This is a genomic window from Kineococcus sp. NBC_00420 (assembly GCF_036021035.1).
Taxonomy (GTDB): Bacteria; Actinomycetota; Actinomycetes; order Actinomycetales; family Kineococcaceae; genus Kineococcus.
In genome coordinates this window covers 3,185,960-3,210,228 of the sequence record NZ_CP107930.1, presented here as the reverse complement: position 1 = coordinate 3,210,228, position 24,269 = coordinate 3,185,960, and the positions used below count along the sequence as shown (strand labels likewise).

The window sequence follows — 24,269 nt, the reverse complement described above, 5'->3', positions numbered from 1 at the left end:
TCAAGGCCGGATCAAGGCCGGATCAAGGCCGGATCAGGAACGGTCGAACACGGCGGCGACCTCGGGGATCCGCTCGACGTAGCCGGCGAGCAGCTTCTCGGCGACGTCGGTGGAACGGACCAGCGGGTGGGTCGCGAAGGCCAGCAACGCCTCGGAGCGGTCACCGTGGACGGCGGCGGCGATGACGTGGCGTTCGACGGCCTTCACCTGCTGCATCAACCCGAGCTGGTGCAGGTCCGGGGCCGGCGTCGCGAACGGGCGGACCCCGCTGCCGTCGACGGCCACGGGGACCTCGACGACCGCGTCGGCCGGCAGTCCGGCGATGGTCGAGCCGTTGCGCACGTTGAGGATCGCGGTCGAGGGTTCGTCGCGGCTGATGGCGGCCATGACGGCCAGCGCCACCCCGGCGTACCCCTGCTGGGACGGGTCGGTCTCCGGCGGCTCGGGGTTCTCGGGAGCGCCCTGCTCACCGCCCTTGGCCTCGGCCATGTAGCTCGCGCTGCGGTCGAGGACGGTGTCGCGCCACAGCTTCGCGGCGCCGGAACCCGCGTGCGGGAGGGCGTCGAAGAACTCGCCCTGGGTCTTGAGCAGGAACTCCCCCCGGGTCATGGCGGACTCGCGGATGCGCGCGACGGCCTCGGCGTTGCGGTACCAGTAGTAGAGGTACTCGTTGGGGACCGCGCCGAACGCCTTGAGCCACGGGGCGCCGAAGACGTGCTGCTCCTCGAGCTGGGCGAGCAGTCCGTCGTCCCCGAGCAGGTCCGGCAGCACGTCGCGGCCACCGACCTCGACCCGGCGCAGCCAGCCGAGGTGGTTCAGGCCGACGTAGTCGAGGCGGGCGTGGTCGGGGTCGTGGCCGAGGAGCAGGGCGACCCGGCGTCCGAGGCCGGACGGGGTGTCGCAGATCCCGAGCGCCTTGTCCCCGAGGACGCCCTGGAGGGCCTCGGTGATGATGCCGGCGGGGTTGGTGAAGTTGAGGAAGTAGGCGTCCGGGGCGAGTCGCTTGACCCGCTCCGCGACGTCGAGCATGAACGGGACGGTGCGCAGGGCGTAGGCGAGCCCGCCCGGACCCGTCGTCTCCTGGCCGAGCACCCCGAGGTCGAGGGCGACCCGCTCGTCGGCGCAGCGCCCTTCGAGCCCCCCGACGCGGACGGCCGCGAAGACGAAGTCGCTGCCCTCGACGGCACGGTCGAGGTCGGTCGTGGTCTGCAGGCGCGGCGGATCGGGGAAGCCCTCGGACAGCTGCTCCAGCACGGCGCGCATGCCGGCGAGGCGCGCCTCGCTGGTGTCCTGCAGCGTCACGGTCGTGATGCGCGGGAACCCCCGGTCGCGCAGCAGCGCCTGCCAGACGAACGGGGTCCGGAAGCCGCCCCCGCCCAGGATCGCCAGCTTCACTCGACAGCCCCTCGTTGCTCGTTCACGCAGGGAGGATATGACCGAACGCGCATCCTTGACTAGTCTTTCGCGAACCGACCTGCACGAACGATCAGTGAATCGAGGGGTGTCCCGTGACCGAGCTCGACCTCGTCTTCGGTGGCCGGGTGTTCTGCGACCTGGTGATGTCCGGGGTGGAGGCGCCCCTGCCCGGCGCGGAGGTGTTCGCCGACGGTTTCACCGTGACCGCCGGCGGAACGGCCACCCGTGCCGTCGCCAGCGCCCGCCTCGGGTTCGGGACCGCCCTCGTGGGCGCCGTCGGGACGGACGTCTTCGGCGGCGCGGTGCGGGCCCAGCTCGGCGCCGAACCCGGGCTCCGCCTCGACTGGCTCGCGGAACTCCCCGACGCCCACACCGCCGTCACGGTCGCGCTCACGAACGCCGCGGAACGCAGTTTCATCACCTACGAGGAACGCGCCACCTGGCTGCCGGAGTCGCTGCCCCGGGCGTTGCCGCGGGTGGCGGCCTGCCACGTCGGGATCGCCGAGGGCATCCCGGCCTGGGTCCGCGACCTGCGCGCACAGGGCACGTTCGTCGTCGGTGGCGTGGGCTGGGACGACACCGGCCGGTGGGACCCCGCGACCCTCGACCGCCTCGCCGACGTCGACGCGTTCGTCCCCAACGAGGACGAGGCGCGGCTCTACACCCGGACGGGGAACGCCGACGAGGCCCTGGAGGCCCTGGCCGCCAGGACCGGGGTCGTCGTGGTGACCCGCGGGGCCCGCGGGGCCGTCGCGCTCGACGCGGGCACCGGGGAACGGTGCGAGGTCCTCGCCCCACCCGTCGCCGCGATCGACCCCACCGGCGCCGGCGACTGCTTCGTCGCCGCCTTCTGCGGAGCGCGCACGGCGGGCTGGGACCTGCGCACCGCCGTCGCCTTCGCCGTCCTCGCCGGGTCGGTCTCGGTGCAGCGGCTCGGCGGGGCGACCAGCGCCCCGACCGCCGCGGAACTCGCGGGGCTCGTGCGCGCCGGCCTCGACCGCGACGACCTGCCGAGCGGTGCGTGGACCAGGGTCCTCGACCACCTCGACCGTGTGGTGGTCAGCTGAGTCCCTGCAGCGCAGGCGCTCCCGCGGGGTAGTAGGCCCGCATCCAGGCCGGGAACTCCTGCAGGATCCGGTCGTAGAGTTCCGCGTCGTCGACGGCGTCGAGGTCGTCGAGGGCGAAGAACCCCGTGTTGTCGTGCGCCCGGCCCTCGAGGGTGTCCAGCTTCTCGAGGATCCCGTAGTTGCTGCGTCCGATGCCGATGAACTGCCAGAACACGGGTTCGCGGTCGACGGCGCGGATCGCCTTCTCGGTGCCGCGGTTGTCGGTCACGCCCCCGTCGTGGAAGAACAGGACGAGGGTCGGGATGTCGAGGCGGTTCTTCGCGACGTAGCGGGCGACGTCCTCGATCGCGGCCTTCTCGTTGTTCCACCCCTCGGCCTCGGTGTAGCGCTTGCTGGTGTACCGCTCGATCCACTGCGGCAGGGTCGCGATGGTGATGTCCTCGAGCTGCTTCGCCCGGCCCCCCATCGCCCAGGCCTGCATCTCGGCGCCGTCGTCGACCTGCGCCGCGACGGGGGCGACCCGTTCGACCGCCCGCGAGAACACGCCCTTGCGGTACAGCGAACTGGTGCTGCCGGAGACGTCGAGCACGACGATCACCCGGCACCGCAACCCCGTCATCCGGTGCTTGGTCAGGACGAGGGCGACCTTCTCCTTGCGCAGGTTGAGGTTCTTGCGCATCTCGACCGGGAGCGCGTCCTCGCCCTTGGTGAAGGAGACCTTCGGGACCACCGGTTCCGGCGCGGGTGTCCCGGGGTCGTCGACGTCCACCCCGAAGTCGCCCGCCAACCCGGCGAGACCGTTGTCGTAGCCCTGGCCCACCGCGCGGACCTTCCAGGCACCGCCGCGCTGGTAGAACTCCGCGAGGACGACGACGGTCTCCGACCCCAGCCGCGCGGGCGTGAACTCCACCGCTTCCCCGGACCCCTCGACGCGCAGGCTCACCGTCGTCCCGGCGAAGGTGGCGCCCTCGGCGGCGGGACTGGCGACCACGACGACCTTGTCCGCCCCGGGGCGCAACGCGGTGAGGTCGAGCGCGAGCGCCGTCCCGTCGAGGCGGACGCCGGGGGCGGTGGGCTGGTTGAAGAAGACCATGTCGGCGTCGCCGGCGACCTTGCCGTCGGCGCTGACGACGAGGGCGGTGACGTCGACCGGGCCGGTGACGTGCGCGCGGACGGAGGTCGCGGTCAGCGGAGCGTTGCCGCCTTCGGTGAGCGTGGGCACCTCCTCTTCCTACCGCACGGAGGGGGCACCGCCTGGACCTGGCAGGACGGCCGAACCCCTGGGAGGGTCGGGGCATGTCCACGTGGTTCATCACCGGTTGCTCCACCGGCCTGGGGCGTTCGCTCGCCCAGGCCGTCCTCGAACGCGGTCACAACGTCGTCGTCACCGCTCGTGACGTGTCGCGGGTCGCCGACATCGCCGACGCGAAGCCCGACAACGCGCTGGCCCTCGCCCTCGACGTCACCTCCCCCGACCAGGTCGCCGCGGCCGTGCGCGCGGCCGAGGAACGCTTCGGCGCGATCGACGTCCTCGTCAACAACGCGGGCTACGGCTACCGCGCGGCCGTCGAGGAGGGTGACGACGACGACGTGCAGCGCCTCTTCGCGACGCACGTCTTCGGGGCGGCGTCGATGCTCAAGGCCGTCCTGCCGGGGATGCGGGCCCGGCGCAGCGGGACGGTGCTGAACGTCTCCTCGATCGGTGCGCACGTCGCGCCGCCCGGGTCGGGGTACTACGCGGCGGCGAAGGCGGCGCTGGAGGCGTTGTCGCGGTCGTTGCGCCAGGAGCTCGCCCCGCTGGGGATCTCGGTGACGATCGTCGCGCCGGGCGGGTTCCGCACCGACTTCGCGGGGCGTTCGCTGACGCAGTCGGCCGAGGCGATCGGCGACTACGCCGAGACGGCCGGCAAGCGCCGCAAGGAGAACGACACCGCGCACGGGACGCAGCCGGGCGACCCGGCGAAGGCGGCGGCGGCGATGATCGCGATCGCCGAGGCGGAGAACGCCCCGGCCTCGATCTTCCTGGGGACGGACGCCGTCTCCGCGATCGACGGCGTGCTCAAGGCGCGGGCGGCCGAGGTGGACGTCTGGCGCGACCTCAGCACCAGCACCGACTTCTGAGATCCGGGGGTGCCGACGCGCGTCGGCACCCCCGGGGTGGTTGCCTGGGCACCATGACGCGCATCGGAACCTCTGACCTCGACGTGAAACCGCTCAGCCTCGGTGGGAACGTCTTCGGGTGGACCGCCGACGAGGCGGAGTCGCACCGGGTGCTCGACGCCTTCGTCGAGGGCGGCGGCGACTTCGTCGACACCGCCGACGTCTACTCGGCCTGGTCGGCGGGCGGGGCCGGGATCTCCGAGACGATCATCGGCAGCTGGTTCGCGAAGTCCGGCAAGCGCGACCAGGTCGTGCTGGCCACCAAGGTCGGCAAGAAGCCCGACCGCGAGGGCCTCGCCGCGGACACGATCCGCCACGCCGTCGACGAGTCGCTGCAGCGGCTGCAGACCGACCGGATCGACCTGTACTGGGCGCACGCCGACGACCCGGACACCGCGCTGGAGGAGACCCTCGGCGCGTTCGACGAACTCGTCCGGGCGGGCAAGGTCCGCGCGATCGGGGCCTCGAACTACACCGGCCCGCGCCTGGAGGCGGCGTTGGAGACGTCGCGCCGGGAGGGTTTCGCGAGCTACGTCGCGCTGCAGAACCTGTACTCCCTCGTGGAGCGCGTGGAGTACGAGGGCGACGCGGGCAAGGTCGTGGCGGACAACGGGCTCGCCTCGATCCCCTACTCCGCGCTGGCGTCGGGCTTCCTCACCGGCAAGTACCGCCCCGGCCGGCTGGCCGAGTCCCAGCGCCAGGCGGGGGCGGCGAAGTACCTCGACGAGCCCAGGGGCGAGAAGGTCCTCGCGGCGCTGGACGCGGCGGCCGCCGCCCACGGTGTCGAGGTCGCAAGCGTCGCGCTGGCCTGGTTGCGTCAGCAGCCGACGGTGCTCGCGCCGATCGCGAGCGCCCGCACGCTCGAGCAGCTGCCGGCGTTGATGGCCGCCCTCGACCTCGTCCTGGACGCCGAGGAACTCTCGGCGCTGGACCGCGCGTCCCGCTGACCCGGCAGGACACAGGAAGCTCACCTTCCCTGCACGTCACGGGTGCGCAGCGCCGTCGCGGGTGCCGCACAGTGGAGGGGTGGTCACCTCCGCGCCTTCGCAGCAGCACAGCCCGTCCCGCACGCCCGGGGCGCGACGGACGTGGTCGTTCGTCGCGCTCGCCGGGGCGTGGGGTCAGGTCGTGGCCCTCGGGGTCCTCTACTACGTCTGCGTGCGGACGGCGACGGGTCAGCTGCACGAGAACCGCCTGCACTCCGACGCCCTCGCGACCCGGGGCGACGCGGCCGGCTGGCTCGGTCGGGCGTTCCACCTCGCGGAACGCCTGCAGCCGCAGCACCTGGTGTTCGGGTTCGTCGCCATCGGTGTCCTGGCGCTGGTCCGGGGACGTCCCGGGCGCGCCGTGCAGGGCCTGGCCGTCGCGGCGGGGACGCTGGGTCTGACCGAGCTGCTGAAGCTGGTGCTGCTGGAACGTCCGCACCTCGCGGAGAGCTACGCGGCGTCCTCGAACAGCCTGCCGAGCGGTCACACGTCGGCGGTGCTCGGGCTGGCGCTGGGGTTGCTGGTCGCGGCCCCGCGCTGGCTGCGGTTCCCCGTCGCGGTGGTGGGGGCGGCGGCCGCGGGGGCGATGGGGGCCTTCGTCATCGCCGACGGGTGGCACCGGGTCAGCGACGTGCTCGCCTCGGCGCTGGTCGGTTCGATCGTGCTCTGCCTCGTGCAGGTCCTGCCCAGCCGCGACCACCGTCGGCGTGGTCGCCTGGTGGCCCTGTCGCTGGTCGTCCCGGTGGCCTGCGCCGCAGCTCTCGTCGTGGTCTACGCCGGTGACGCCTCGTTGCGCACGTCCTACGTCGTGGCCGGGGCGGTCGTGGCGCTGACGGTGCTGAGCGCGGCCCGCAGCCTCCCGCGAGAGGTGCACCGCCGGGGCTGAGGGCAGGATGGGGTCATGTCCGACTCCACCTCCGGATTCCCCGGTTCGACCGACTCCACCTCCTTCCCGGGCGACCCGACCCCGCCCGACGCCCCCCGTGAGACCACCGACGGCCCCGAACCGCGCGTCGTGGTGGTGACCCCGCAGGGCATGGGCATCGCCGAACCGCTCGAGGACGGCGAGCCCGGACCGGCCGACATGGTGTCCCAGCCGGCGAAGGTCATGCGCATCGGCAGCATGATCAAGCAGCTCCTCGAGGAGGTGCGTTCGGCGCCGCTGGACGAGGCCGGTCGCAGCCGCCTGGCCCAGATCCACGAGCGCTCCATCAACGAGCTCGAGGACGGTCTCGCCCCGGAGCTCGTCGAGGAACTGCGCCGGATCGCGTTGCCGTTCGCGGAGGGTGAGACGCCCTCGGAGAGCGAGCTGCGCATCGCCCAGGCCCAGCTCGTCGGCTGGCTGGAGGGTCTCTTCCACGGCATCCAGACCGCGCTCGTCGCCCAGCAGATGGCCGCGCAGGCGCAGCTGCAGGAGATGCGGCGGGCGTTGCCGGCTGGGGCCCCGCACCCCGCCGGTCCCCCTCGTGGTGACGGCATGCCCCGCATCCAGCCGCCCGGGACGGGGCAGTACCTCTGAAGCTCGCGTTCTGGCGCCGGACGCCGGACCCCCTGGGGGACGGCGTCTGGCAGCGCGCCCACCACGGGGTGGAGCGGGCAGTGCGACGGGTCGAGCAGGTCGTCGACGGCACCCCGCCCGGTCCCGCCCGGAACGCGCTGGAGCAGTTCCTCCCCCGGGTGGACCTCGTGGCCCGGGCCGCCCGGGCCCGGTGCCTGCAGGCCCAGCTCGACTCCCCCAGCTCGCAGCTGCTCGTCCCCGGCGGGGCGGCCGGGGAGGTCCACCGTTCCGTCACCCGCACCGCGACCGCGTGCGCGCAGGTCGCCGAGGCGGCCGCGATGGTGCGGGTCGCGGAGACGTTCGACCCGGCGTCGATCGCGTCGGTGGAGCGGGCCGTGGTGAAGGCGGAGACCCTCGCCGGCCTGCGCTGAACCTCGCACGAGTCGCACCCATCGGTGTCACCACGTGGAGTGAGCTGTGGGTGAGACGAACTCGGTACCAGAGCACCCGGTTCGTCGCACCCACACGTCCACCGACGGCTCCCGGCGCCCTCGGTCACCGGGAGGGGTTGTGTCGGAGGGCGGTGGCACGGTGTGCTCGTCCCGGTTCGCCGGGTGATCAGGTACCGACAACAGGGGGACGTCTCGTGCACATCGACAACGCTCGTGAACTCAAGGCCCGGCTGCTCGCCGGGTCGATCCGGTCGGCTGCGGTCGCCCAGCCCCAGGGCGTGGCCAGCGTCGGGATCAGCGTCCTCGGCCGGGGGGCCGACGGACCGCGCTACGGGCTCGCCGTCCGCTACTCCGGCAGCCGCGGGGAGGCCCTGGCCGGCAGCGCGCGGGAACTCACCACGGGAGCGGCGCAGGCCGAGCTCGACATCCGCGAGATCGGCCTCGTGCAGGCCCTCACCGCCCCGACGGAGCCGGGCACGTGGGCGCCGGAGTCGTTGCAGCGCAAGGTGCGTCCACTGCACCCGGGGCTGTCGATCGCGCAGCGGGACGTCACGGCGGGAACCCTCGGCGGGTTCGTGACCATCGAGGGTTCGGACGGGTTGTACGTCTTGTCCAACAACCACGTCCTCGCGAACTCCGACCAGGCCGCCCTCGAGGACCCGGTCCTGCAGCCCGGCCCGTTCGACGGCGGGAAGGCCGGTGACCGGGTCGCGCGCCTCGCCCGCGCGGTGCACCTCGACGCCGGCGGCGGGAACACCGTCGACGCCGCGATCGCCCTGCTCGAGGACGTGACCGACGCCTCGGGCGTCGACCTCGCCTACCCCGTGGGTCGCCTCACCGGCTGGGCCGACCCCGACGACGAGGTCGACGTCGAGAAGGTGGGCCGCACGACGGGGTGGACGAAGGGCCGGATCAGCGCCATCGAACTCGACGACGTGGCGGTCCAGTACCCCGTCGGCGTCGTCAGCTTCGACGGCCAGATCGAGGTCACCGGGGCGAGCGGGGCGTTCTCGGCGGGGGGTGACTCCGGGTCGCTGGTCTACCGGCCGGACACCCGCGAGGCCGTCGGCCTGCTCTTCGCGGGTAGCGAGCGCGGCGGCGCCGACGGCGCCGGCCTCACGTTCTGCAACCCGATCGGCCTTGTGCTGAACGCGCTCGGTGCGACACTGGTGGTGTGAGCCAGTCCACTTCCCCGGACGCGAACGTGGCCCGTGCGGCCAAGGCGCAGGTCAGGAGCCTCGTCGCCGGTGACCCACGGGTCAACGGCATCGGCCTGACCCACGCCGGTGGCGACTGGGCCGTCAAGGTCAACGTCGTCGACGAGACCGACCACCCGGACCTGCCCGACACCGTCGACGGGGTTCCCGTCGTGGTCCGCGGCGTGGGCGGGATCAGCGCTCGCGCGAGCTGAGCAGGCGCTCCAGGACCTGGGCGACGCCGTCGTTCCCGCACTCGGGGGCGACGGCGTCTGCCGCGTCCAGCGCCTCGGGGTGCCCGTCGGCCATCGCGTAGGAACGGCCGGCCCAGCGCAGCATCTCGAGGTCGTTGGGCATGTCCCCGAACGCGACGACCCCCGCGGCGGTGATCCCGCGGTCGGCCGCGACCTCGGCCAGCGTCGAGGCCTTGCTGACCCCGGCGGCCATGATCTCGATGAGGGAGTCGGCCGCGTTGGAGTGGGTGACGTTCACCAGGTCGCCCAGTTCCCGGGCGGCGATCGCGACCATCTCGTCGCTGAGCGTCCCCGGGCACTTGGCCAGGATCTTGACGATCGGCGGGGCGTCGCGCAGCAGTTCCCCGAACGGGGCGACGCGCTCCTCGAGACCGCTGTCGAAGCGGGTCGCGTAGGCGTCCTCACGGCGGAACCCCTCGATGGACTCCAGGGCGAACCCGATCCCCGGCAGCGCCGGACGCAACCGGGCCGCGACCTCACGGACGACGTCGACCGGGATCGGGTGCTGACGGACGAACTCCTCGGAGTCGAGGTCGAAGACGATCGCACCGTTGGCGCAGACGACCTGGCCGCGCAGTCCCGCCTCCGCCGCCAGCGGCGTGACCCAGCGCGGCGGGCGGCCCGTCACCGGCACGACGGGGATGCCGGCGCGCTCGCAGGCGGCGAAGGCGGCCAGGGTGCGGGCGCTGACGGGGCGGTCGCGCGGGATGACCGTGCCGTCGAGGTCGGTGGCGACGAGCTTCCAGCCGCGGGCGAACTCCCGCTCCGCGTCGGTGAGGGGCGCGGCCAGGGGTTCTGAGGTCACCCGCCCATCCTGTCACCCGGGGACGGGAGTCCGGTGCGTCAACCCCGTCGGCCGGGCACCACGGCCTCGCGGGGGCGCGTCGGCGTGAACGCGTAGCGGTCGACCCCCAGCCCGCGCAGCACGGCCTGCTCCACCGGGGACGACGTCGAGGGGTCCTCGCGGTCCAGATCCATCGGTTCGCGCAGGCTCAGCGGCGGGTTCGTGATGAGGCGTTGCGCCCGCAGCACGTTCTGCGACGTCGCGTGCAGCAGGAACGGGTGCATGAGGACGACGTCCCCGAGCCGGCCCGTGAGCTCGACGAACTCCCGGCACTCGCGGATCAGCGGGGTCTGCTGCAACACCTCCGGCAGGACGCCCTCGGGGTGCTCGGCCAGGAACCGGGCCACCACCCCCACCGAGTCCGTGGCCACGAACGTGCCACCCCCGCGGGAGTGGACGTCGGTCCACAGCACGATCGTGAGCAGCCCCTGCTCCGGGGAGTCCAGGAAGTGCCGGAAGAAGTCACCGTCCTTGTGCCAGCCGCCGACCTCGGCCGAGGGCGGGTCGAAGGGCCGGTCCGCCCCGACGCCGAGGTTGGCGATGATCCCGTCCGACCAGTGCCACGGGGTCCGGACGCGGTCCTCGCCCCCGAGGAGCTGGCACGCGGCCGCGAACGCCGTCGGGGCGAACTCGGCCGCGTCGACGTGCTCGAGCGAGGGCAGGTGCACCCGCGGGCGGTCCCACGTGGCGGGATCGTCGCGGTCGACGCCGAGCCGGTCCCAGGCCCGGTCGACGATCGGGGCCGCGCTCGCGGCGTCGAAGCAGTTCTCCAGGACGACGTAGCCCGTGTCCAGGAACTGCTGGACCTGCCGGTCGTCGAGGGGGGTGGTGCTCACGGTGTTCTCCTAGCCCTTGAAGGCGCCGTCCATGATCCCGGAGACCATCTGCTTGCCGAAGAAGGCGAACAGCACCAGGAGCGGGACGGTGACGAGGAAGGAACCGGCCATGGCCAGTCCCAGGTCGATGGACATGTTGGACTGCAACGCCTTGATCGCGATCTGGGCGGTGTAGTGCTCGGGGGACTTCAGCACGATGAACGGCCAGAGGAAGTCGTTCCAGGAGTTCACGAACCCCAGCAGCCCCAGGACGGCGGCCGCGGGACGCACCACGGGGAACGCGATCCGGGTGAAGATCTGCCACGAACCGCAACCGTCCATCCGGGCGGCCTGCAGGAGTTCGTCGTTGATCGTCGCGCTGATGTGCTGGCGCATCCAGAAGATGCCGAAGGCGCTGACCAGGCCCGGGACGATGAGGGCCTGCAGGGTGTCGACCCAGCCGAGCTTGGAGATGATGAGGTACTGCGGGATGACCCCGAGCTGCGCCGGGACCGTCATCGTCAGCACCAGCAGCAGGAACAGGGCGTCGCGCCCCTTGAAGGTCATCTTCGCGAAGGCGAACCCGGCCAGGGAGCACAGGAACGCCTGCCCGACCCCGATGCACGCCGCCACGACGAAGCTGTTCAGCAGGGAGCGCAGGAACGGGATGGTGTCGAAGACGAGTTTCAGGAGGTTGAGGAAGTTGCCCCCGGGGATCACCCGGGGCGGCATCTGCGAGGCGGCCTGCGAACCGACCGAGGACACCACGAACATCCAGTAGATCGGGAACACGCAGGCCAGCGTGGCGAGGGCGAGGACGAGGTAGGTCGGCCAGCCGACCCGTCCGACCTGACGGGAGCGGGCGACCCGCGACGAGGGTTTGCGCGGGGTCAGCGTCTGGCTCATCGGGTGGCCTTCACGTCTCGGTTCCCCAGGCGGCTGGAGAGCAGGTAGTTGATGATCGCGACCACGACGATGATGATGAACAGGGCCACCCCGATCGCCGAGCCGTACCCGAACTTGAACGACCCGAACCCCTGCTCGAAGAGGAACAGCGAGAGGGTCTGGCACTGGCGCGCGGAACCGCAGGTGAGCAGACCGCCGCCCAGCAGCAGGGGTTCGGTGAAGACCTGCAGACCACCGATGGTCGAGGTGATGACCGTGAAGACGATGACGGGTCGCAGCGCCGGCAGCGTGATGTGGCGGAACTGCTTCACCGGGCCGGCGCCGTCCACGGCCGCCGCTTCGTAGAGGTCGCGGGGAACGGCCTGCAGGGACGCCAGGTAGAGCAGGGTGTTGTAGCCGAACCAGCGCCAGATGACCATGACCGAGATGAGGATGTGGCTGCTCAGCGCGGTCGACATGAAGTCGACGTGGTCGAAGCCGAGCAGGCCGATGAACCAGTTCAGCAGGCCGTAGTCGCGGTCGAAGAGCTGGGAGAACACGATCGTCGTCGCCGCCACCGAGGTGATGTAGGGCAGCAGCATCGACATGCGGAAGAGGTTCGCGAACCGCAGCCGGGCCGAGTTGAGGACCTGGGCCAGGATCAGCGCCACGAGCAGCTGCGGCACGGTGGACATCAGCCAGATGCTGAACGTGTTGCGGAAGGCGTTCCAGAACCGCGGGTCCCCGGCGAGCTGGCGGAAGTTGTCCAGCCCGACGAAGGTGTGCGCCCCGATGGGGTTCCAGTCGAAGAGCGAGACGTAGAACGTGAACAGCAGCGGCATGAGGCCGAACACGGCGAACAGCAGGTAGAACGGCGCCACGTAGCCGTAGGGCGCGATCCGTTCCCACCGGGTCTCCACGGGCCGGGTCGAGGTGGTGGGGGCGGTCGCCCCCACCTGCCCCGGCGTCAGGGTGGCGCTCATCAGGCGCCGATCGCCGTCTTGGCGTTCTTGACCGCGGTGTCCCAGGCCGCGTCGGCCGGGGCCCCGTCCTGCTCGACGCCGGTGAGGGCGTCCAGGAACGCGGTGCCGATCTCAGCGGTGTTGGGGCCGACCTTGAAGGCCTTCAGGCCGAGCACGGACTGGGTGAAGATCTGCCCGGTCGGGGCGTTGCCGAAGAACGGGTCGGTGTAGCTCGTGAGCTCGGGCTTGTCGTAGTTCGACGGCGTCGTCGGCAGCGAACCGCTGGTGAGGAAGTGCTGCAGCTGCTGGTCCGGGGCCTGCATCGTGGAGATGTACTTCCACGCCGCCTTCGGGTTCGCCGCACGGGCGGGGATGACCAGGTAGCTGCCGCCCCAGTTCCCGCTGCCGCCGGGGATGGTGGCGACGTCCCACTTGCCCTTGGAGTCCGGCGCGGCGCTGCGGATGGAGCCCAGCATCCACGACGGTGCACCCATCGCGGCGAAGTCCCCCTTGCCCAGGGCCGCCGTCCAGCCGTCGGTGAACGTGCCCAGGCGGGCGGTCACCTTGGCGGCGATGGCGGACAGGGCGAGTTCGAAGGAGTCGCGGACCTGCGGGTTGGTCTCGAAGACCGGCTTGCCGGAGGCGTCGTAGTACTGCTCGTCGCCCTGGGAGACGGCCTGCAGGAACACCGAGGTGTTCGCGTTGTCCATGAAGGGCTTGCCGGTGGCGGCGGTGTACTTCTGACCGGTGGCGATGAAGTCCTCCCAGGTCGGCCAGAGCTTGCCGACCTCGACCCGGTCGGTGGGCAGGCCGGCCGCGGCGAAGAAGTCCGTGCGGTAGGCGACGCCCATGCCGCCCACGTCGGTGGGGATCCCGATGAGGACGTCGTCCTTCGTCTTGGCCTGGGAGATGACCCAGTCCAGGTACTCACCCTCGAGGTCGTCGGCCCCGAGCGTCCCGAGGTCGACGAAGTTGCCCGCGTTCTCGACGAACTTCGGCAGTTCGGTGGCCTGGATGAGGCAGAGGTCGGGGACCTTGCCGCCGGCCAGGGCCGTGGTCAGGGCCTGCGCGGTCTCGGCGCTGCTGCCGACCTCGGTGAGCTTGACGGTCACGTCGGGGGCGAGCTTCTTGTACGCCGCGACGTCGTCCTTCTGACCGATGCCGGTGAAGGACCAGAAGTCGAAGGTGTTCGGGTCGCTGGACCCCCCGGAACCCGAGGAGCAGGCCGCGGAGGTGAGGGCGGTACCGCCGAGGACGGCGGACATCGCCAGGGCACGGCGACGGGTCATGGACAGCGGGGGCAGCGTGTTCACGGAGGTCCCCTCCTTCGGGGAGTCGTGCGGGTCTCGCAGCGACGGGTGCCACTGCGGTGGAACGGGAGTGCGGCGGAACGGGGGTGCGGTGGTGTTCAGGCCCGGGCGGCGAAGGAGACGGTGGCGAAGCTGTGCGGGGGCAGCTGAGCGCGCAGGACGCCGTCGTGCAGGGTGACGCCCTCCAGCGGGCGGACCTGGACCGGGGTCTGCTCCGCCGTGTTGTGCGCGGAGATCTCCGGCGCGGTGAGGACCCTGGCGACCGGTGTCCCGTTCGCGCCGCCGCGGACGTCGACCTCGACGTCCAGCGGGCGCTCGGCGTCGAGGTTGGTGAGCGAGACGAGGACCTGGCCGTCCTTGGTGCTGGCGGACGCCGAGAAGGTCGGGAGTTCCGTCCCGTCGACGGTCGCGGTGGGGGTGGTCCCCCGGACGGTGAACGGCAGCGACGCCGCGTCGTGGTGGCCCTTGTTCATCGCGAACACGTGGTAGCTCGGGGTCAGGACGAGCGAGTTCCCGTCGGTCAGCAGCATGGCCTGCAGGACGTTCACCGTCTGGGCGATGTTGGCCATCACCAGCCGGTCGGCGTGGCGGTGGAAGGCGTCGAAGTGCACGCTCGCGACGAGGGCGTCGCGCAGGGTGTTCTGCTGGAACAGGAACCCCGGGTTGGTCCCCGGTTCGACGTCGAACCAGGTGCCCCACTCGTCGAGGACCAGGCCGACGCGCTTGTCCGGGTCGTAGGCGTCCATGACGTTCGCGTGACCGGCGATGATCCGCTCGATCTCGGTGGCCTTCACCATCGTGCGGTAGTACTCGGCGTCGTCGAACTCCGTCGCGGAACCCTTCGCGTCCCAGGTCGGCCCGACGATCGTGTAGTGGTGGAAGGAGATCGCCTGGTAGGTGTTCTTGCCGTGACCGCTGACCTCACCGTCGCCGAGGTAGCGTCCGAGGTTCTGCATGAGGACCTCGGTCCAGCGGTAGTCCGCGTCGGCGGCACCGGCGGCGATGCGGTACAGGTGGTTGTCGCCGTGGTCGAGGCTGTAGGTCCCGTACTGGCGGGCGAGTTCGGCGTAGGCGCCGGAACCCATCCCACCGCCGCAACCCCAGGGTTCGTTGCCCAGACCCCAGAACGGGACCGCCCAGGGAGCGTCCCGCCCGTTGGCCCGGCGCAACCGGGCCATGGGCGAGTCGTCGGCGCGGGTCAGGTACTCGATCCACTCGGCGGCCTCGCGGACCGTGCCGCTGCCGACGTTGGCCGAGACGTAGGGGTCGGCCCCGAGGAGTTCGCACAGCGCCATGAACTCGTGGGTCCCGAAGGAGTTGTCCTCCACGACGTCGCCCCAGTGCGAGTTGACCATCGCGGGACGCTCCTCGCGGGGACCGATCCCGTCGCGCCAGTGGTAGGTGTCGGCGAAGCAGCCGCCCGGCCAGCGGAGGTTGGGGATGTCGAGCGCCCGCAGCGCCTCGACGACGTCCAGGCGCAGACCCCCCTCGTGCGGGAGGTCGGAGTCCTCGCCCACCCAGAACCCGCCGTAGATGCAGCGCCCGAGGTGCTCGGCGAAGTGGCCGTAGAGGTGGCGGGAGATCGCCGCGCCGGGCAGGTCGACGTCCAGCACGGCGCGGACCCGCGGGACGGTGGAGGTCGGGGTGGGATCGGGGGCCAGTCGCTCGTCGTCGAGAAGCACGGGTTCCTCGCAGGTGTCGTCGGGTGTGACCGTGCGGCGACAGCGCCGCGGTCGTCCTCGGGTCGGGAGAACCGGGGGGACACCTCCGTCGGTGTCCACCTCGTTGTGTGTATCGATATAGTGGGTGGCGGTCGCCGACCTGTCAAGCACCTCTCGGAGACGGTCGCTGTAGTTTCTGCGGGAGACCGCGGCGGTGCGGTCACGACGCGGTGCGGAGGGAGGGCGACGTGGTCACCATGCGCGACGTCGCGGCCGAGGCCGGGGTCTCGGCGATGACCGTCTCCAACGCCCTCACCGGACGGCGACCGGTCAGCGACTCCACCCGCCGGCTCGTGATGGAGACCGTCGAACGCCTCGGGTACCAGGTGAACGTCGCGGCCCGCAGCCTCCGGCAGGGCCGGACGGGAGTCGTCGGCATCGCCGTCCCCACCCTGGACAGCCACTACTACAGCCGGCTCGCCCACCACCTCGTGCTCGCCTTCGCCCAGTCCGGGATGGCGACGGTGGTCGAGGAGACGCACGCCAGTCGCGAGGGCGAGATCGCCGCGTTCCGCGACTCCCGGCTCAACGCCTACGACGGTCTGGTCATCGCCGCGCTCGGCCTGACCGAACGCGAGATCAACGCCCTCAGCCGGGAGGTGCCCGTCGTCGTCCTCGGCGAGCAGGAACTGCACCAGAGCGTCGACCACGTGAGCATGCCCAACGTCGAGGGCGCCGAGGCAGCGACACGGTTGCTGCTGGACCGGGGGTGCCGCCACCTGGCCCTGGTCGGGTTCCCGACCCTGGAGGACCTGGACGACGTCACCCTCCCCGAGGGGGCCGCGTTCGTCCTGCGCGCCCAGGGGTTCGCGCGCGTGGTGCGGGAGACCGGGATCCCGGCGAGCGCCGCCTACGCCGGGGTGACCCAGGCCGCGGGCGTGGAGTGCGCCCACGAGCTCCTGAGCCGCGGTGAGGTGCCCGACGGCATCGTCTGCGTGACCGACACCCTCGCCTTCGGCGTCGTCCGCGGGCTCGCCGACCACGGGGTGCGCGTGCCCGACGACGTGCTGGTCGTCGGCTTCGACGACGTCGAGGACGCCCGCTTCCACATCCCCTCGCTCACCTCGGTGGCGCCCGACCTGCAGGGTCTGGTCGATGAGACGGTGCGGTTGCTGGCGCGGCGCATCGCCGACCCCTCGGCGGTCCCGCAGGACGTGACGGTGTCCTACGGGATCGTCGAGCGGGAGTCGACGACGCGGGTCGGTGCAGGTCGTCCCGGTGCAGGTCGCCTCAGTGCAGGTCGTCGTTCCGCGGGACGACGGCCTCCTCGGGCAACCGGGCGCTGACGACCACGGCGAGGTCGCCGGGGAGGTCGTCCGGGAGGTCGACCTCGAAGGCCGCGTCGGTCTGGCGGACGACGACGTCGGCACGGCTGCCGAGGACCCGGACGTCGGTCAGCTCGCGCGGGACCAGCCCGGCGGCCCGGCCCCAGGACCGGACGCGCACGACGCCGTCGCCCGGTCGGGCCAGCACCGTGGCGTAGAGCCGGGTGCCGCTCTCCCCCGGGGCGTCGCGGACCGTGAACCGGACGTCCTGCGCGGTGTAGGCGCGGGCCGTGGTGTCGACGAACGACCCCGCCGGGAGGTGGGTGGGGCCCTCCCCCGGGATCGTCCAGGGCCGGGTCCCGTAGATCGCCTCCCCGTTGCGCGCGAGCCACTCCCCCAGCGACTCCAGGAGTTCCACCTCCGCCGGGTCGATCGTGCCGTCCGCCTTCGGCCCGATGTTCAGCAGCAGGACCCCGTTCTTGGCGACGACGTCGACGAGTTCCCCGACGAGTTCCGCGACGGACTTGTAGGAGTGCCCCTCGACCCAGCTCCACGCGGTGCGACCGACGGAGGTGTCGTTCTGCCAGACCCGCGGGTGGATCCCCGACAGTGCCCCGCGTTCCACGTCGTAGACGGCGCTGCCGTCGGCGAACGCCTTCCACTTGTAGTTGATGACCACCTCGCGCCCCCACTGCGCGGCGGAGTTGTAGTAGTAGGCGGCCAGCAGTCGCAGCCAGGGCTCGAAGGCGGGCTGCTCGATCCACCAGTCGAACCACAGGACCTGCGGGCGGTGGGTGTCGATGAGCTCGACGGTGCGCAACAACCAGTCCTCGAGGAACTGCTCGTTGGGCGCGGTCTCCTCGCGCATCGCCGGGCCGTAGAAGTCGGCGAAGGCGGGGTCGCGCACGTCGGAGGGGAACTCGTGGCCGCCGTTCATGAACCACCAGTGCTCGGCCCGGTGCGAGGACGCGCCCAGCACCATCCCGGACTCGCGCACGGCCGCTCCGAGTTCACCGAGCACGTCGCGCTGCGGGCCCATCTCGGCCGCGTTCCAGCGCGAGCGCTCGGTGGCATACATGGCGAAACCGTCGTGGTGCTCCGCGACGGGCACCACGAACTGCGCGCCCGCCCGGCGGAACGTCGCCGCCCAGGCCTGCGGGTCGAACCGTTCGGCCCGGAACCGCTCGATGAAGTCCTTGTACCCGAACTCGTCCTGCGGGCCGTAGGTGGCCCGGTGGTGCTCGTACTCCGGGGTTCCCTGGCGGTACATCGTGCGGGCGTACCACTCGTTGCCGAAGGCCGGGACCGAGTAGACCCCCCAGTGGATGAAGATGCCGAACTTGGCGTCCTCGTACCATCGCGGGGCCCGGTACCCCTGCAGCGAGTCCCACTCCGGCTGGTACGGCCCCGCCGTCGCCACCGAGCGGACCCGGGCGAGTTCCTCGTCGTCCCTGCCGATCACGTTCTCCACCACGATCTCCTCGTTCCGTCCGGTTCCTGACTCGTTCACCCACCGGGTTCACATCGCGCGGACTCCGACGGTGAGCACGACGTTCGCGCACAACCGCTGGTCACCGGTCACGACGACGACCGCGACACCCGCGGCCCGGGTCCGGTCGTAGAAGGCCCAGCGGTCCACGACGTCGATCGCGACGTCGGGCCCGAGGGCCCGCCGGTAGTCGTGGTGCGCCTCGACCTCGGCCCCGTCGGGGGAGGCCATGAACGTGGCCGCCTCGACGGGGACGGCGCGCAGCACGGGTTCCAGCACGTCGAGGACCCCCACGAGCCCGGGACGCAGGTTCAGGTGGACGACGTCGACCGAGCGGTCGGTCGCCGTCCGCAGCGGGAAGTTCGCGTCGGCGATCACGATGTGGTCGCCGTGGCCGGCGGCGGCCAGGGCGGCCAGCAGCGGTGGGTGCAGCAGTTCCGTCTCCAGCACGGTTCCTCCGGTTCAGTCGGTGATCGGTGCGACGGCGATGCGGCCGTCGAGGTCCCAGAGTTCCTCCCAGGACTCCGCCCCCGGCCAGAGGAACACCTGGCCCTTGATGAGGCGGTTCTCGCGGTCGGCGGCGCGCAGTTCCTCGACCTCCGCGGCGGTGAGCGGGTCCTCGACCACGGCGCGCAGGTTGGCGGTGTACTGCTCGGGTTTCACCGCGAACGGGATGGGGACCTGGCCCCGCGCGACCGCCCACTTGAGGCAGACCAGGGCGGGGTGGACGCCGTGCGCCGCGGCGATGCGCACCACGACGGGGTCCTCGACGTCGACGACGTCGTCGGGGGTCCGGTCCCGTTCCGGCCGCGAGGGCGAACCCAGCGGCGAGTACCCCACCGGCTGGACGCCGTGCGCCAGGCAGAAGTCGAACAGCTCCGGCTGCTGGAAGCAGGGGTGCAGTTCCATCTCGTTGAGCGCCGGGGCGATCCGGGCGTCGCGCAGCAGCAGTTCGAGCTTCGGGATCGTCGTGTTGGAGGTCCCCAGGTGGCGCACGAGCCCGGCGTCGACGAGGCCCTCCAGGGCCTGCCACAGCGCCAGGTAGGCGTCGTGGTCGTAGGGGCGGGCGTGCGGGTCGCGCGCCGAGGTGTCGGCCATCGGGGGGTGGTGGTTGGGGAAGGGCCAGTGCACGAAGACCGCGTCGAGGTGGTCCAGGCGCAGGTCGCGCAACGACCGGTGGACCGAGGCGACCGCGGCCTCCGGGGTGTGCGCGTCGTTCCAGACCTTGGACACGACGAACAACTCCTCCCGCGGGATCCCCTCGGAGATCGCCTCGGTCAGGACGTCGCCGATGCGGTCCTCGTTGCCGTACACGGCGGCGCAGTCGACGAGACGGTACCCGGCGCGCAGCGCACCGGCGACGGCGTTGGACACCTCCGCCGGGCCGTAGCGGTCGGAACCGAAGGTGCCCAGCCCGATCGCGGGCATGCGGGCACCGCCGCTCAGGGTGCGGAAGGGCACGTCGGCGGGGTGGACGGGGGCGTTCGGACGGCTCACGGTTCTCCTTCGATCCTGGCCTGCGGAACGATAGACGAAACGATTCGCTCCAACAAGGGGGAGCGCGACGCGGGCCCGGCTCAGAGCGGCGGCGGACCCACCGAGGGGCCGGGGCGGTGTTCCCCGGACAGCACGACCCGCCGCGGGGGCGACTGCCCACCCGCGGTCTCGCGCAGCCGGTCGCGCACCATCTCCGCTGCGGCGCGGGCGATCTCACGCACGGGCTGGACGACCACCGCCGTCCGCGGCCGGGTGAGGGCCGCGACGTCCCGGGCGTCGAACCCGACGAACGACACGTCGTCCGGGACGGTGAGCCCGGACTCGGCGAGGACGGTGAGGGCGCCGACGGTGAGTTCCTGGTTGAGGGCGAACACCGCGGTCGGCCGGGGTTCCAGCGCGAGCAGTCGCGCCATCCCCTCCCGGCCCGCCGCCACGGTCAGCGGCCCGCCGACGACGACGCCCCGCGGGACGGGCAGCCCGGCGCGACGCATCGCCCGGCGGAACCCGGCCAGCCGCTCGCGCAGGCTCCAGACCTCGTCCGGGCCGGCGAGCACGGCGATCCGGCGGTGCCCCCGGGCGACGAGGTCGGCCACGACCCCCGCGCTGACCTCCGCGTTGTCCAGGACCACCGCGTCGCACACCAGCCCGTCGACGAGGCGGTCGATCAGCACCAGCGGGACGCCGCGCGCCGCGGCCGCCGCCAGCGCGGTGGTGTCCCGCGGCGAGGGGACCGCGACGATGCCGTCGACCTGACGGTCCAGCAGGTCCGCGACCGCGTCGTCGGCCGCGCCGCCGCTCCGCGAACGGCTCGAGCGGACCAGGACCCCGACCCCGTCCGCGGCCAGCACCTCCTCAACCCCGGCGATGACGGAGAGGTGGAAGTCGTTGTCGAGTTCCGGCAGCAGCACGCCCACCGTCTGCGAGCGGCGGGTGCGCAGGCTGCGGGCCACGGCGTTCACCCGGAAGCCCAGGTCGCGCGCCGCGACGTCCAGCGCCGCGCGGTTCTCCTCGCGGACCGTACCGCCGTTGAAGTACTTGGAGATGGTGGCGAGCGAGAGGCCCGTGGCCCGCTGGAGGTCCTTGTAGGTCGCCCGCACGCCACTCCCCCACCGTCGGACCGTTGCCGCCCCGGACAGTACAGGGGGTCTCAGCCGGCGCTGGCGGCCTCCATGGCGGCGGCGAACTCCTGCGGGGTCTGGCTCAGGCCGAACAACTTCTCGATGTTGTCCAGCAGGGCGTCCGCGGCCGTCGGCGAGAGCGCCTGGTCCCAGGACTGCTGGAACGTCGCCGCCCCCGACGCCAGGTCGTAGACGAACTGCAGCCAGTCGGCGTCCTCGGAGCCCGAGAACCCGCTGTCGGAGCCCACGACGATCGGCACCCCGCCGGAGTCGATCCAGGCCTTCGTCGTCGCGTCGGTGACGAGACCGTCGGCGAGGAACTTCTTCGCCGCGGTCTTGGCCTTCTCCGAGGCCTTCGCGGACATCGCGTAGTAGCCCGAGGGGTTCCCGACGGTGGACGTGGGGTCACCCTTGCCGCCGGTCACGGTGGGGAAGGCCGACCACCCCAGGTGGCCTCCCGTCACGAAGTCCCCGCCGTCGGTCTTCATCGAGCCGAAGACCCAGGAGCCGTGCAGCATCATGGCCGCGCGGCCGGTGTACAGCAGCGCCTGGTCGGCGTTGGAGTCGGCGGTGATCGAGGCGAAGCCCTTGACGAACCCGCCGGCCTTGACGAGGTCCTGCACCTTGGTCAGGGCGTCGATCGAGTCGGGCTTCGACCAGGCCCCGGGTTCACCGTCGTAGATCGAGGTGAACAGCTCCGCGCCGCCGATGCGGTCGTAGAGGTACTCCAGCCACATCATGTTCGTCCACCGCGACTGCCCGCCCAGCGACAGCGGCGCGACGCCCGCGTCGACGAAGACGGGGACCAGGGCCATCAGCTCGTCCCAGGTCGTGGGGGGCTGGGCCCCCACCTGCTCGAACAGGGTCTTGTTGTAGAAGAACACGATCGGGGACACGACCTCGCACGGGACGGCGTAGATCTTGTCGTCGACGGTGGCCGCGGCGAACGCGCTGGTGAACAGCTTGTCCTTGAGTCCCGCGTTCTCGGCGAAGAACCCGGTGAGGTCCTCGACCTGGCCGTTGCCGACGTAGTCGCGCAGCCCCCCACCACCCCAGGTGGGGATGATCGTGGGGGCCTGGGCGGCGCCGATGGCCGTGCGGATCTTGGCCTTGTAGGCGTCGTTCTGGAACGAGGAGAGGGTGAGTTCGCCGTCCGGGTTCGCCTTGTTGAAGGCGTCCACGGCATCGGTGCGGATCCCCTCCGCCGGTTGCCCGGTGAGGATCCACATCGTGGCGCCACCGCCGGTGGCCTGACCGGGGCCCGACGAGCCGCCGCACGAGGCGAGGCCGGCGGCCAACGGGGCGGCCAGGGCGAGGGTGAGGACTGCGCGTCGGGTGGTGAACTGCTCGTTCATGGTGTCTCCGTCGACGAGCCGCGACCGTGCGGCGTCCGGGCGAGCTGGGGGCGTGCGCGCCGGACGCTGCTCTGCACCCGGTTGGCCGGAACGCTACGTCGCGGAGCCGGTGCGGGGAACGAGCTCGGGCGAACCCCGTCCCATCGTTAATTTATCGTTATACAGCCCGGATCACCGCGGGCTCCGGCGCCGAGAGGTCTCCGGACGGTTGCGTCAGAGTTATCACAAACGTAACAATTGCTGTCCAGATGGGGACTACTGTAATCATCAGTACAGCGGCACCGTCGCCCTGGCACGGTCCCCCGATCCACCCCACGGCAGGCGCACCCCCCGGGTGCAGAGACGAGCGAGGCTCTCCATGAGAAGAAGGACTGGAGTCGTCGGAGCCCTGGCGCTCACGATGGCACTCGCCCTCGGCGGGTGCGGTGCCGCCGACGACAGCGGTGACGGCGGCTCCGCCACGGGCGGTGCACCCACCAAGGGTGGTGACCTCACCATCGCGCGGTCGGCCGACATCATCTCGATGGACAAGACGACGACCTTCGACAACAACTCCATCCGCGTGATGGAGCAGATCATGGAGCCGCTGTTCCACTCCAGCGCGGACGGGAGCGAACTCGAACCCTGGCTCGCCAGCGGCTACACGATCTCCGACGACGGTCTGACGTACACGATCAAGCTCCGCACCGACGTCACGTTCTCCGACGGCACCCCGATGACCGCCAAGGACGTGAAGTTCTCCCTCGACGAGGACACCAAGACCGGTGAGTCCGGCTGGGGCTACATCAACGCGGCCATCGACTCCGTCGAGGCGACCGACGACGCGACGATCACCATCAAGCTGAAGTACGCGTGGGCGCCCCTCATCGCCGACCTGTCGCTCTTCGCCAACGGGATCATCCCCGACGGCTACGGCGGCAAGACCTCCGAGCAGTTCTACGAGGCCCCCGTCGGCACCGGACCCTTCGTCTGGGACAGCTGGAAGCAGGGGCAGTCGCTCAAGCTGACCGCCAACACCAAGTACTGGCAGAAGGACAAGCCCTACCTCTCCAGCGTGCAGTGGAACGTCGTCCCCGACGCCAACACCCGCAAGCTGCAGGTCCAGGGCGGTCAGATCGACATCGACGACACCCCGGACTGGTCCAGCCTGGCGTCGCTGAAGTCGGCGAGCGGGGTGAAGGCCGAGACGTTCCCCTCCACCCAGATCGACTACGTCGCGTTCAACCAGGCGCGGGCGCCCTTCCAGGACGTCCACGTGCGCCGGGCGATCTCCTACGCCATCGACCGCAAGGCCATGGTCAAGGCCGTCCTGTTCGGCAACGGGCAGGAGGCGAACTCGCTGCTCTCGCCCGGAACCCCGTACTACGACGAGAACGCCGGCGGGGCGTCGCTCGACGTCGCGAAGGCGAAGGCGGAACTCGCCCAGTCCTCCCAGCCGAACGGCTTCACCACGACCCTGCTGATCTCCTCGGGCAACCCGAACCAGGCCTCCGTCGCCCAGATCATGCAGTCGGAGCTCAAGGACATCGGCATCACGATGGAGATCAAGCAGCTCGACCCGACGGCGAACAAGCAGGCGCGCCTCGCCTCCGACTTCGACATGGCCATCTCGGCCTGGACGATGGACATCCCCGACCCCGACCAGTGGACGTCGTTCGCGGTCGTCCCGACCGGTGGGGCGAAGTCGGCGTTCACCTCCTACGACAACCCCGAGGTCATCGACCTGAACAACCGGGCGCAGAAGGAGACCGACAGCGCCAAGCGTCAGGAGCTCTACACCGAGCTGCAGCAGAAGACGAGCGAGGACGCGTTCCTCGCCTACCTGTACTACTCGCCCTACGTGTACGCCTCGACCGACAAGGTCCAGGGCTTCCACGTGACCCCGCTGGGCGGGTACCTGCTGCAGGACGTCTCCAAGACGAAGTAGCCGTCGCACCGGGGGCGTCCGCCGACGCGGCGGGCGCCCCCGTGAACTCCCA

At 71.5% G+C, this 24,269-nt stretch carries 23 protein-coding genes; 10 read left to right on the top strand and 13 right to left on the bottom strand.

Annotated elements, in window-relative coordinates; translation table 11 throughout:
* Positions 1 to 33: 33 nt before the first annotated feature.
* Complete coding sequence (locus OG218_RS15855; protein ID WP_328294197.1) at positions 34 to 1,395, bottom strand: 6-phospho-beta-glucosidase; 1,362 nt, start codon at positions 1,393 to 1,395, stop codon at positions 34 to 36.
* A 113-nt stretch (positions 1,396 to 1,508) separates the two neighbouring features.
* Between OG218_RS15855 and OG218_RS15850 the strand changes: the two genes are divergently transcribed.
* Positions 1,509 to 2,483: a carbohydrate kinase family protein gene (locus OG218_RS15850; protein ID WP_328294196.1), complete on the top strand. Its 975-nt coding sequence runs from the start codon at positions 1,509 to 1,511 to the stop codon at positions 2,481 to 2,483.
* Here the strand turns inward: OG218_RS15850 and OG218_RS15845 are convergent.
* Positions 2,476 to 3,705 carry a VWA domain-containing protein gene (locus OG218_RS15845; RefSeq protein WP_328294195.1) on the bottom strand — a complete coding sequence of 410 codons (1,230 nt, stop codon included), beginning with the start codon at positions 3,703 to 3,705 and terminating at the stop codon, positions 2,476 to 2,478. The two genes, OG218_RS15850 and OG218_RS15845, sit on opposite strands and share 8 nt — an antisense overlap.
* A gap of 74 nt (positions 3,706 to 3,779) precedes the next feature.
* On the opposite strand from OG218_RS15845, the gene OG218_RS15840 reads away from it, so the two are divergent.
* From OG218_RS15840 to OG218_RS15810, 7 genes are all read left to right on the top strand, one after another.
* The gene (locus tag OG218_RS15840) at positions 3,780 to 4,604 is read left to right on the top strand and encodes an oxidoreductase (protein ID WP_328294194.1); all 825 of its coding nucleotides are present in this window, start codon (positions 3,780 to 3,782) and stop codon (positions 4,602 to 4,604) included.
* Positions 4,605 to 4,657: 53 nt separating this feature from the next.
* Complete coding sequence (locus OG218_RS15835; RefSeq protein ID WP_328294193.1) at positions 4,658 to 5,590, top strand: aldo/keto reductase; 933 nt, start codon at positions 4,658 to 4,660, stop codon at positions 5,588 to 5,590.
* A gap of 79 nt (positions 5,591 to 5,669) precedes the next feature.
* Entirely contained in the window at positions 5,670 to 6,515 is an 846-nt protein-coding gene (locus OG218_RS15830; RefSeq protein WP_328294192.1) for a phosphatase PAP2 family protein, read from the top strand.
* Between the two features lie 15 nt (positions 6,516 to 6,530).
* A complete protein-coding gene (locus OG218_RS15825; protein ID WP_328294191.1) occupies positions 6,531 to 7,148 on the top strand; it encodes a bacterial proteasome activator family protein in 618 nt (205 codons plus the stop codon).
* Between the two features lie 80 nt (positions 7,149 to 7,228).
* Positions 7,229 to 7,558 carry a hypothetical protein gene (locus tag OG218_RS15820; RefSeq protein WP_328294190.1) on the top strand — a complete coding sequence of 110 codons (330 nt, stop codon included), beginning with the start codon at positions 7,229 to 7,231 and terminating at the stop codon, positions 7,556 to 7,558.
* 215 nt (positions 7,559 to 7,773) lie between these two features.
* Complete coding sequence (locus tag OG218_RS15815) at positions 7,774 to 8,757, top strand: hypothetical protein (RefSeq protein WP_328294189.1); 984 nt, start codon at positions 7,774 to 7,776, stop codon at positions 8,755 to 8,757.
* Positions 8,754 to 8,990 (top strand): hypothetical protein, encoded by a 237-nt coding sequence (locus tag OG218_RS15810; protein WP_328294188.1) that lies wholly within the window; start codon positions 8,754 to 8,756, stop codon positions 8,988 to 8,990. Before OG218_RS15815 ends, OG218_RS15810 begins: the two co-directional genes overlap by 4 nt.
* Here OG218_RS15810 and OG218_RS15805 read toward each other — a convergent pair.
* From OG218_RS15805 to OG218_RS15780, 6 genes are all read right to left on the bottom strand, one after another.
* Positions 8,971 to 9,834, bottom strand: a complete 864-nt coding sequence (locus OG218_RS15805; RefSeq protein ID WP_328294187.1) for an HAD family hydrolase — start codon at positions 9,832 to 9,834, stop codon at positions 8,971 to 8,973. The two genes, OG218_RS15810 and OG218_RS15805, sit on opposite strands and share 20 nt — an antisense overlap.
* Positions 9,835 to 9,872: 38 nt before the next feature.
* A complete protein-coding gene (locus OG218_RS15800; RefSeq protein WP_328294186.1) occupies positions 9,873 to 10,709 on the bottom strand; it encodes a hypothetical protein in 837 nt (278 codons plus the stop codon).
* A 9-nt stretch (positions 10,710 to 10,718) separates the two neighbouring features.
* Positions 10,719 to 11,594 carry a carbohydrate ABC transporter permease gene (locus OG218_RS15795; protein ID WP_328294185.1) on the bottom strand — a complete coding sequence of 292 codons (876 nt, stop codon included), beginning with the start codon at positions 11,592 to 11,594 and terminating at the stop codon, positions 10,719 to 10,721.
* The gene (locus tag OG218_RS15790; RefSeq protein WP_328294184.1) at positions 11,591 to 12,556 is read right to left on the bottom strand and encodes a carbohydrate ABC transporter permease; all 966 of its coding nucleotides are present in this window, start codon (positions 12,554 to 12,556) and stop codon (positions 11,591 to 11,593) included. The genes OG218_RS15795 and OG218_RS15790 overlap by 4 nt, the downstream gene beginning before the upstream one ends.
* A complete protein-coding gene (locus OG218_RS15785) occupies positions 12,556 to 13,848 on the bottom strand; it encodes an ABC transporter substrate-binding protein (protein ID WP_328294183.1) in 1,293 nt (430 codons plus the stop codon). Before OG218_RS15785 ends, OG218_RS15790 begins: the two co-directional genes overlap by 1 nt.
* Before the next feature lie 95 nt (positions 13,849 to 13,943).
* Positions 13,944 to 15,527 carry an alpha-N-arabinofuranosidase gene (locus OG218_RS15780; protein WP_328294182.1) on the bottom strand — a complete coding sequence of 528 codons (1,584 nt, stop codon included), beginning with the start codon at positions 15,525 to 15,527 and terminating at the stop codon, positions 13,944 to 13,946.
* Positions 15,528 to 15,763: 236 nt separating this feature from the next.
* Between OG218_RS15780 and OG218_RS15775 the strand changes: the two genes are divergently transcribed.
* A complete protein-coding gene (locus tag OG218_RS15775; protein WP_328296249.1) occupies positions 15,764 to 16,852 on the top strand; it encodes a LacI family DNA-binding transcriptional regulator in 1,089 nt (362 codons plus the stop codon).
* Here the strand turns inward: OG218_RS15775 and OG218_RS15770 are convergent.
* The 5 genes from OG218_RS15770 to OG218_RS15750 form a co-directional block, all read right to left on the bottom strand.
* Positions 16,797 to 18,293 (bottom strand): alpha-L-fucosidase, encoded by a 1,497-nt coding sequence (locus OG218_RS15770; protein ID WP_442906513.1) that lies wholly within the window; start codon positions 18,291 to 18,293, stop codon positions 16,797 to 16,799. The two genes, OG218_RS15775 and OG218_RS15770, sit on opposite strands and share 56 nt — an antisense overlap.
* A gap of 57 nt (positions 18,294 to 18,350) precedes the next feature.
* Positions 18,351 to 18,770, bottom strand: a complete 420-nt coding sequence (locus tag OG218_RS15765; RefSeq protein WP_328294180.1) for an RbsD/FucU domain-containing protein — start codon at positions 18,768 to 18,770, stop codon at positions 18,351 to 18,353.
* A gap of 12 nt (positions 18,771 to 18,782) precedes the next feature.
* Entirely contained in the window at positions 18,783 to 19,748 is a 966-nt protein-coding gene (locus tag OG218_RS15760) for an aldo/keto reductase (RefSeq protein ID WP_442906512.1), read from the bottom strand.
* 149 nt (positions 19,749 to 19,897) lie between these two features.
* Positions 19,898 to 20,914 carry a LacI family DNA-binding transcriptional regulator gene (locus OG218_RS15755; RefSeq protein ID WP_328294178.1) on the bottom strand — a complete coding sequence of 339 codons (1,017 nt, stop codon included), beginning with the start codon at positions 20,912 to 20,914 and terminating at the stop codon, positions 19,898 to 19,900.
* Positions 20,915 to 20,964: 50 nt separating this feature from the next.
* Positions 20,965 to 22,290 carry an extracellular solute-binding protein gene (locus tag OG218_RS15750; RefSeq protein ID WP_328294177.1) on the bottom strand — a complete coding sequence of 442 codons (1,326 nt, stop codon included), beginning with the start codon at positions 22,288 to 22,290 and terminating at the stop codon, positions 20,965 to 20,967.
* A gap of 358 nt (positions 22,291 to 22,648) precedes the next feature.
* Between OG218_RS15750 and OG218_RS15745 the strand changes: the two genes are divergently transcribed.
* Entirely contained in the window at positions 22,649 to 24,217 is a 1,569-nt protein-coding gene (locus tag OG218_RS15745; protein WP_328294176.1) for an ABC transporter substrate-binding protein, read from the top strand.
* Positions 24,218 to 24,269: the final 52 nt, after the last annotated feature.

Bases quoted from the DNA above. Each gene is read 5' to 3' on its own strand.
- OG218_RS15840 (WP_328294194.1), top strand. From the start codon at position 3,780: ATGTCCACGTGGTTCATCACCGGTTGCTCCACCGGCCTGGGGCGTTCG.
- OG218_RS15835 (WP_328294193.1), top strand. From the start codon at position 4,658: ATGACGCGCATCGGAACCTCTGACCTCGACGTGAAACCGCTCAGCCTC.
- OG218_RS15825 (WP_328294191.1), top strand. From the start codon at position 6,531: ATGTCCGACTCCACCTCCGGATTCCCCGGTTCGACCGACTCCACCTCC.
- OG218_RS15795 (WP_328294185.1), bottom strand. From the start codon at position 11,594: ATGAGCCAGACGCTGACCCCGCGCAAACCCTCGTCGCGGGTCGCCCGC.
- OG218_RS15790 (WP_328294184.1), bottom strand. From the start codon at position 12,556: ATGAGCGCCACCCTGACGCCGGGGCAGGTGGGGGCGACCGCCCCCACC.
- OG218_RS15775 (WP_328296249.1), top strand. From the start codon at position 15,764: ATGCGCGACGTCGCGGCCGAGGCCGGGGTCTCGGCGATGACCGTCTCC.
- OG218_RS15760 (WP_442906512.1), bottom strand. From the start codon at position 19,748: ATGCCCGCGATCGGGCTGGGCACCTTCGGTTCCGACCGCTACGGCCCG.
- OG218_RS15750 (WP_328294177.1), bottom strand. From the start codon at position 22,290: ATGAACGAGCAGTTCACCACCCGACGCGCAGTCCTCACCCTCGCCCTG.
- OG218_RS15745 (WP_328294176.1), top strand. From the start codon at position 22,649: ATGAGAAGAAGGACTGGAGTCGTCGGAGCCCTGGCGCTCACGATGGCA.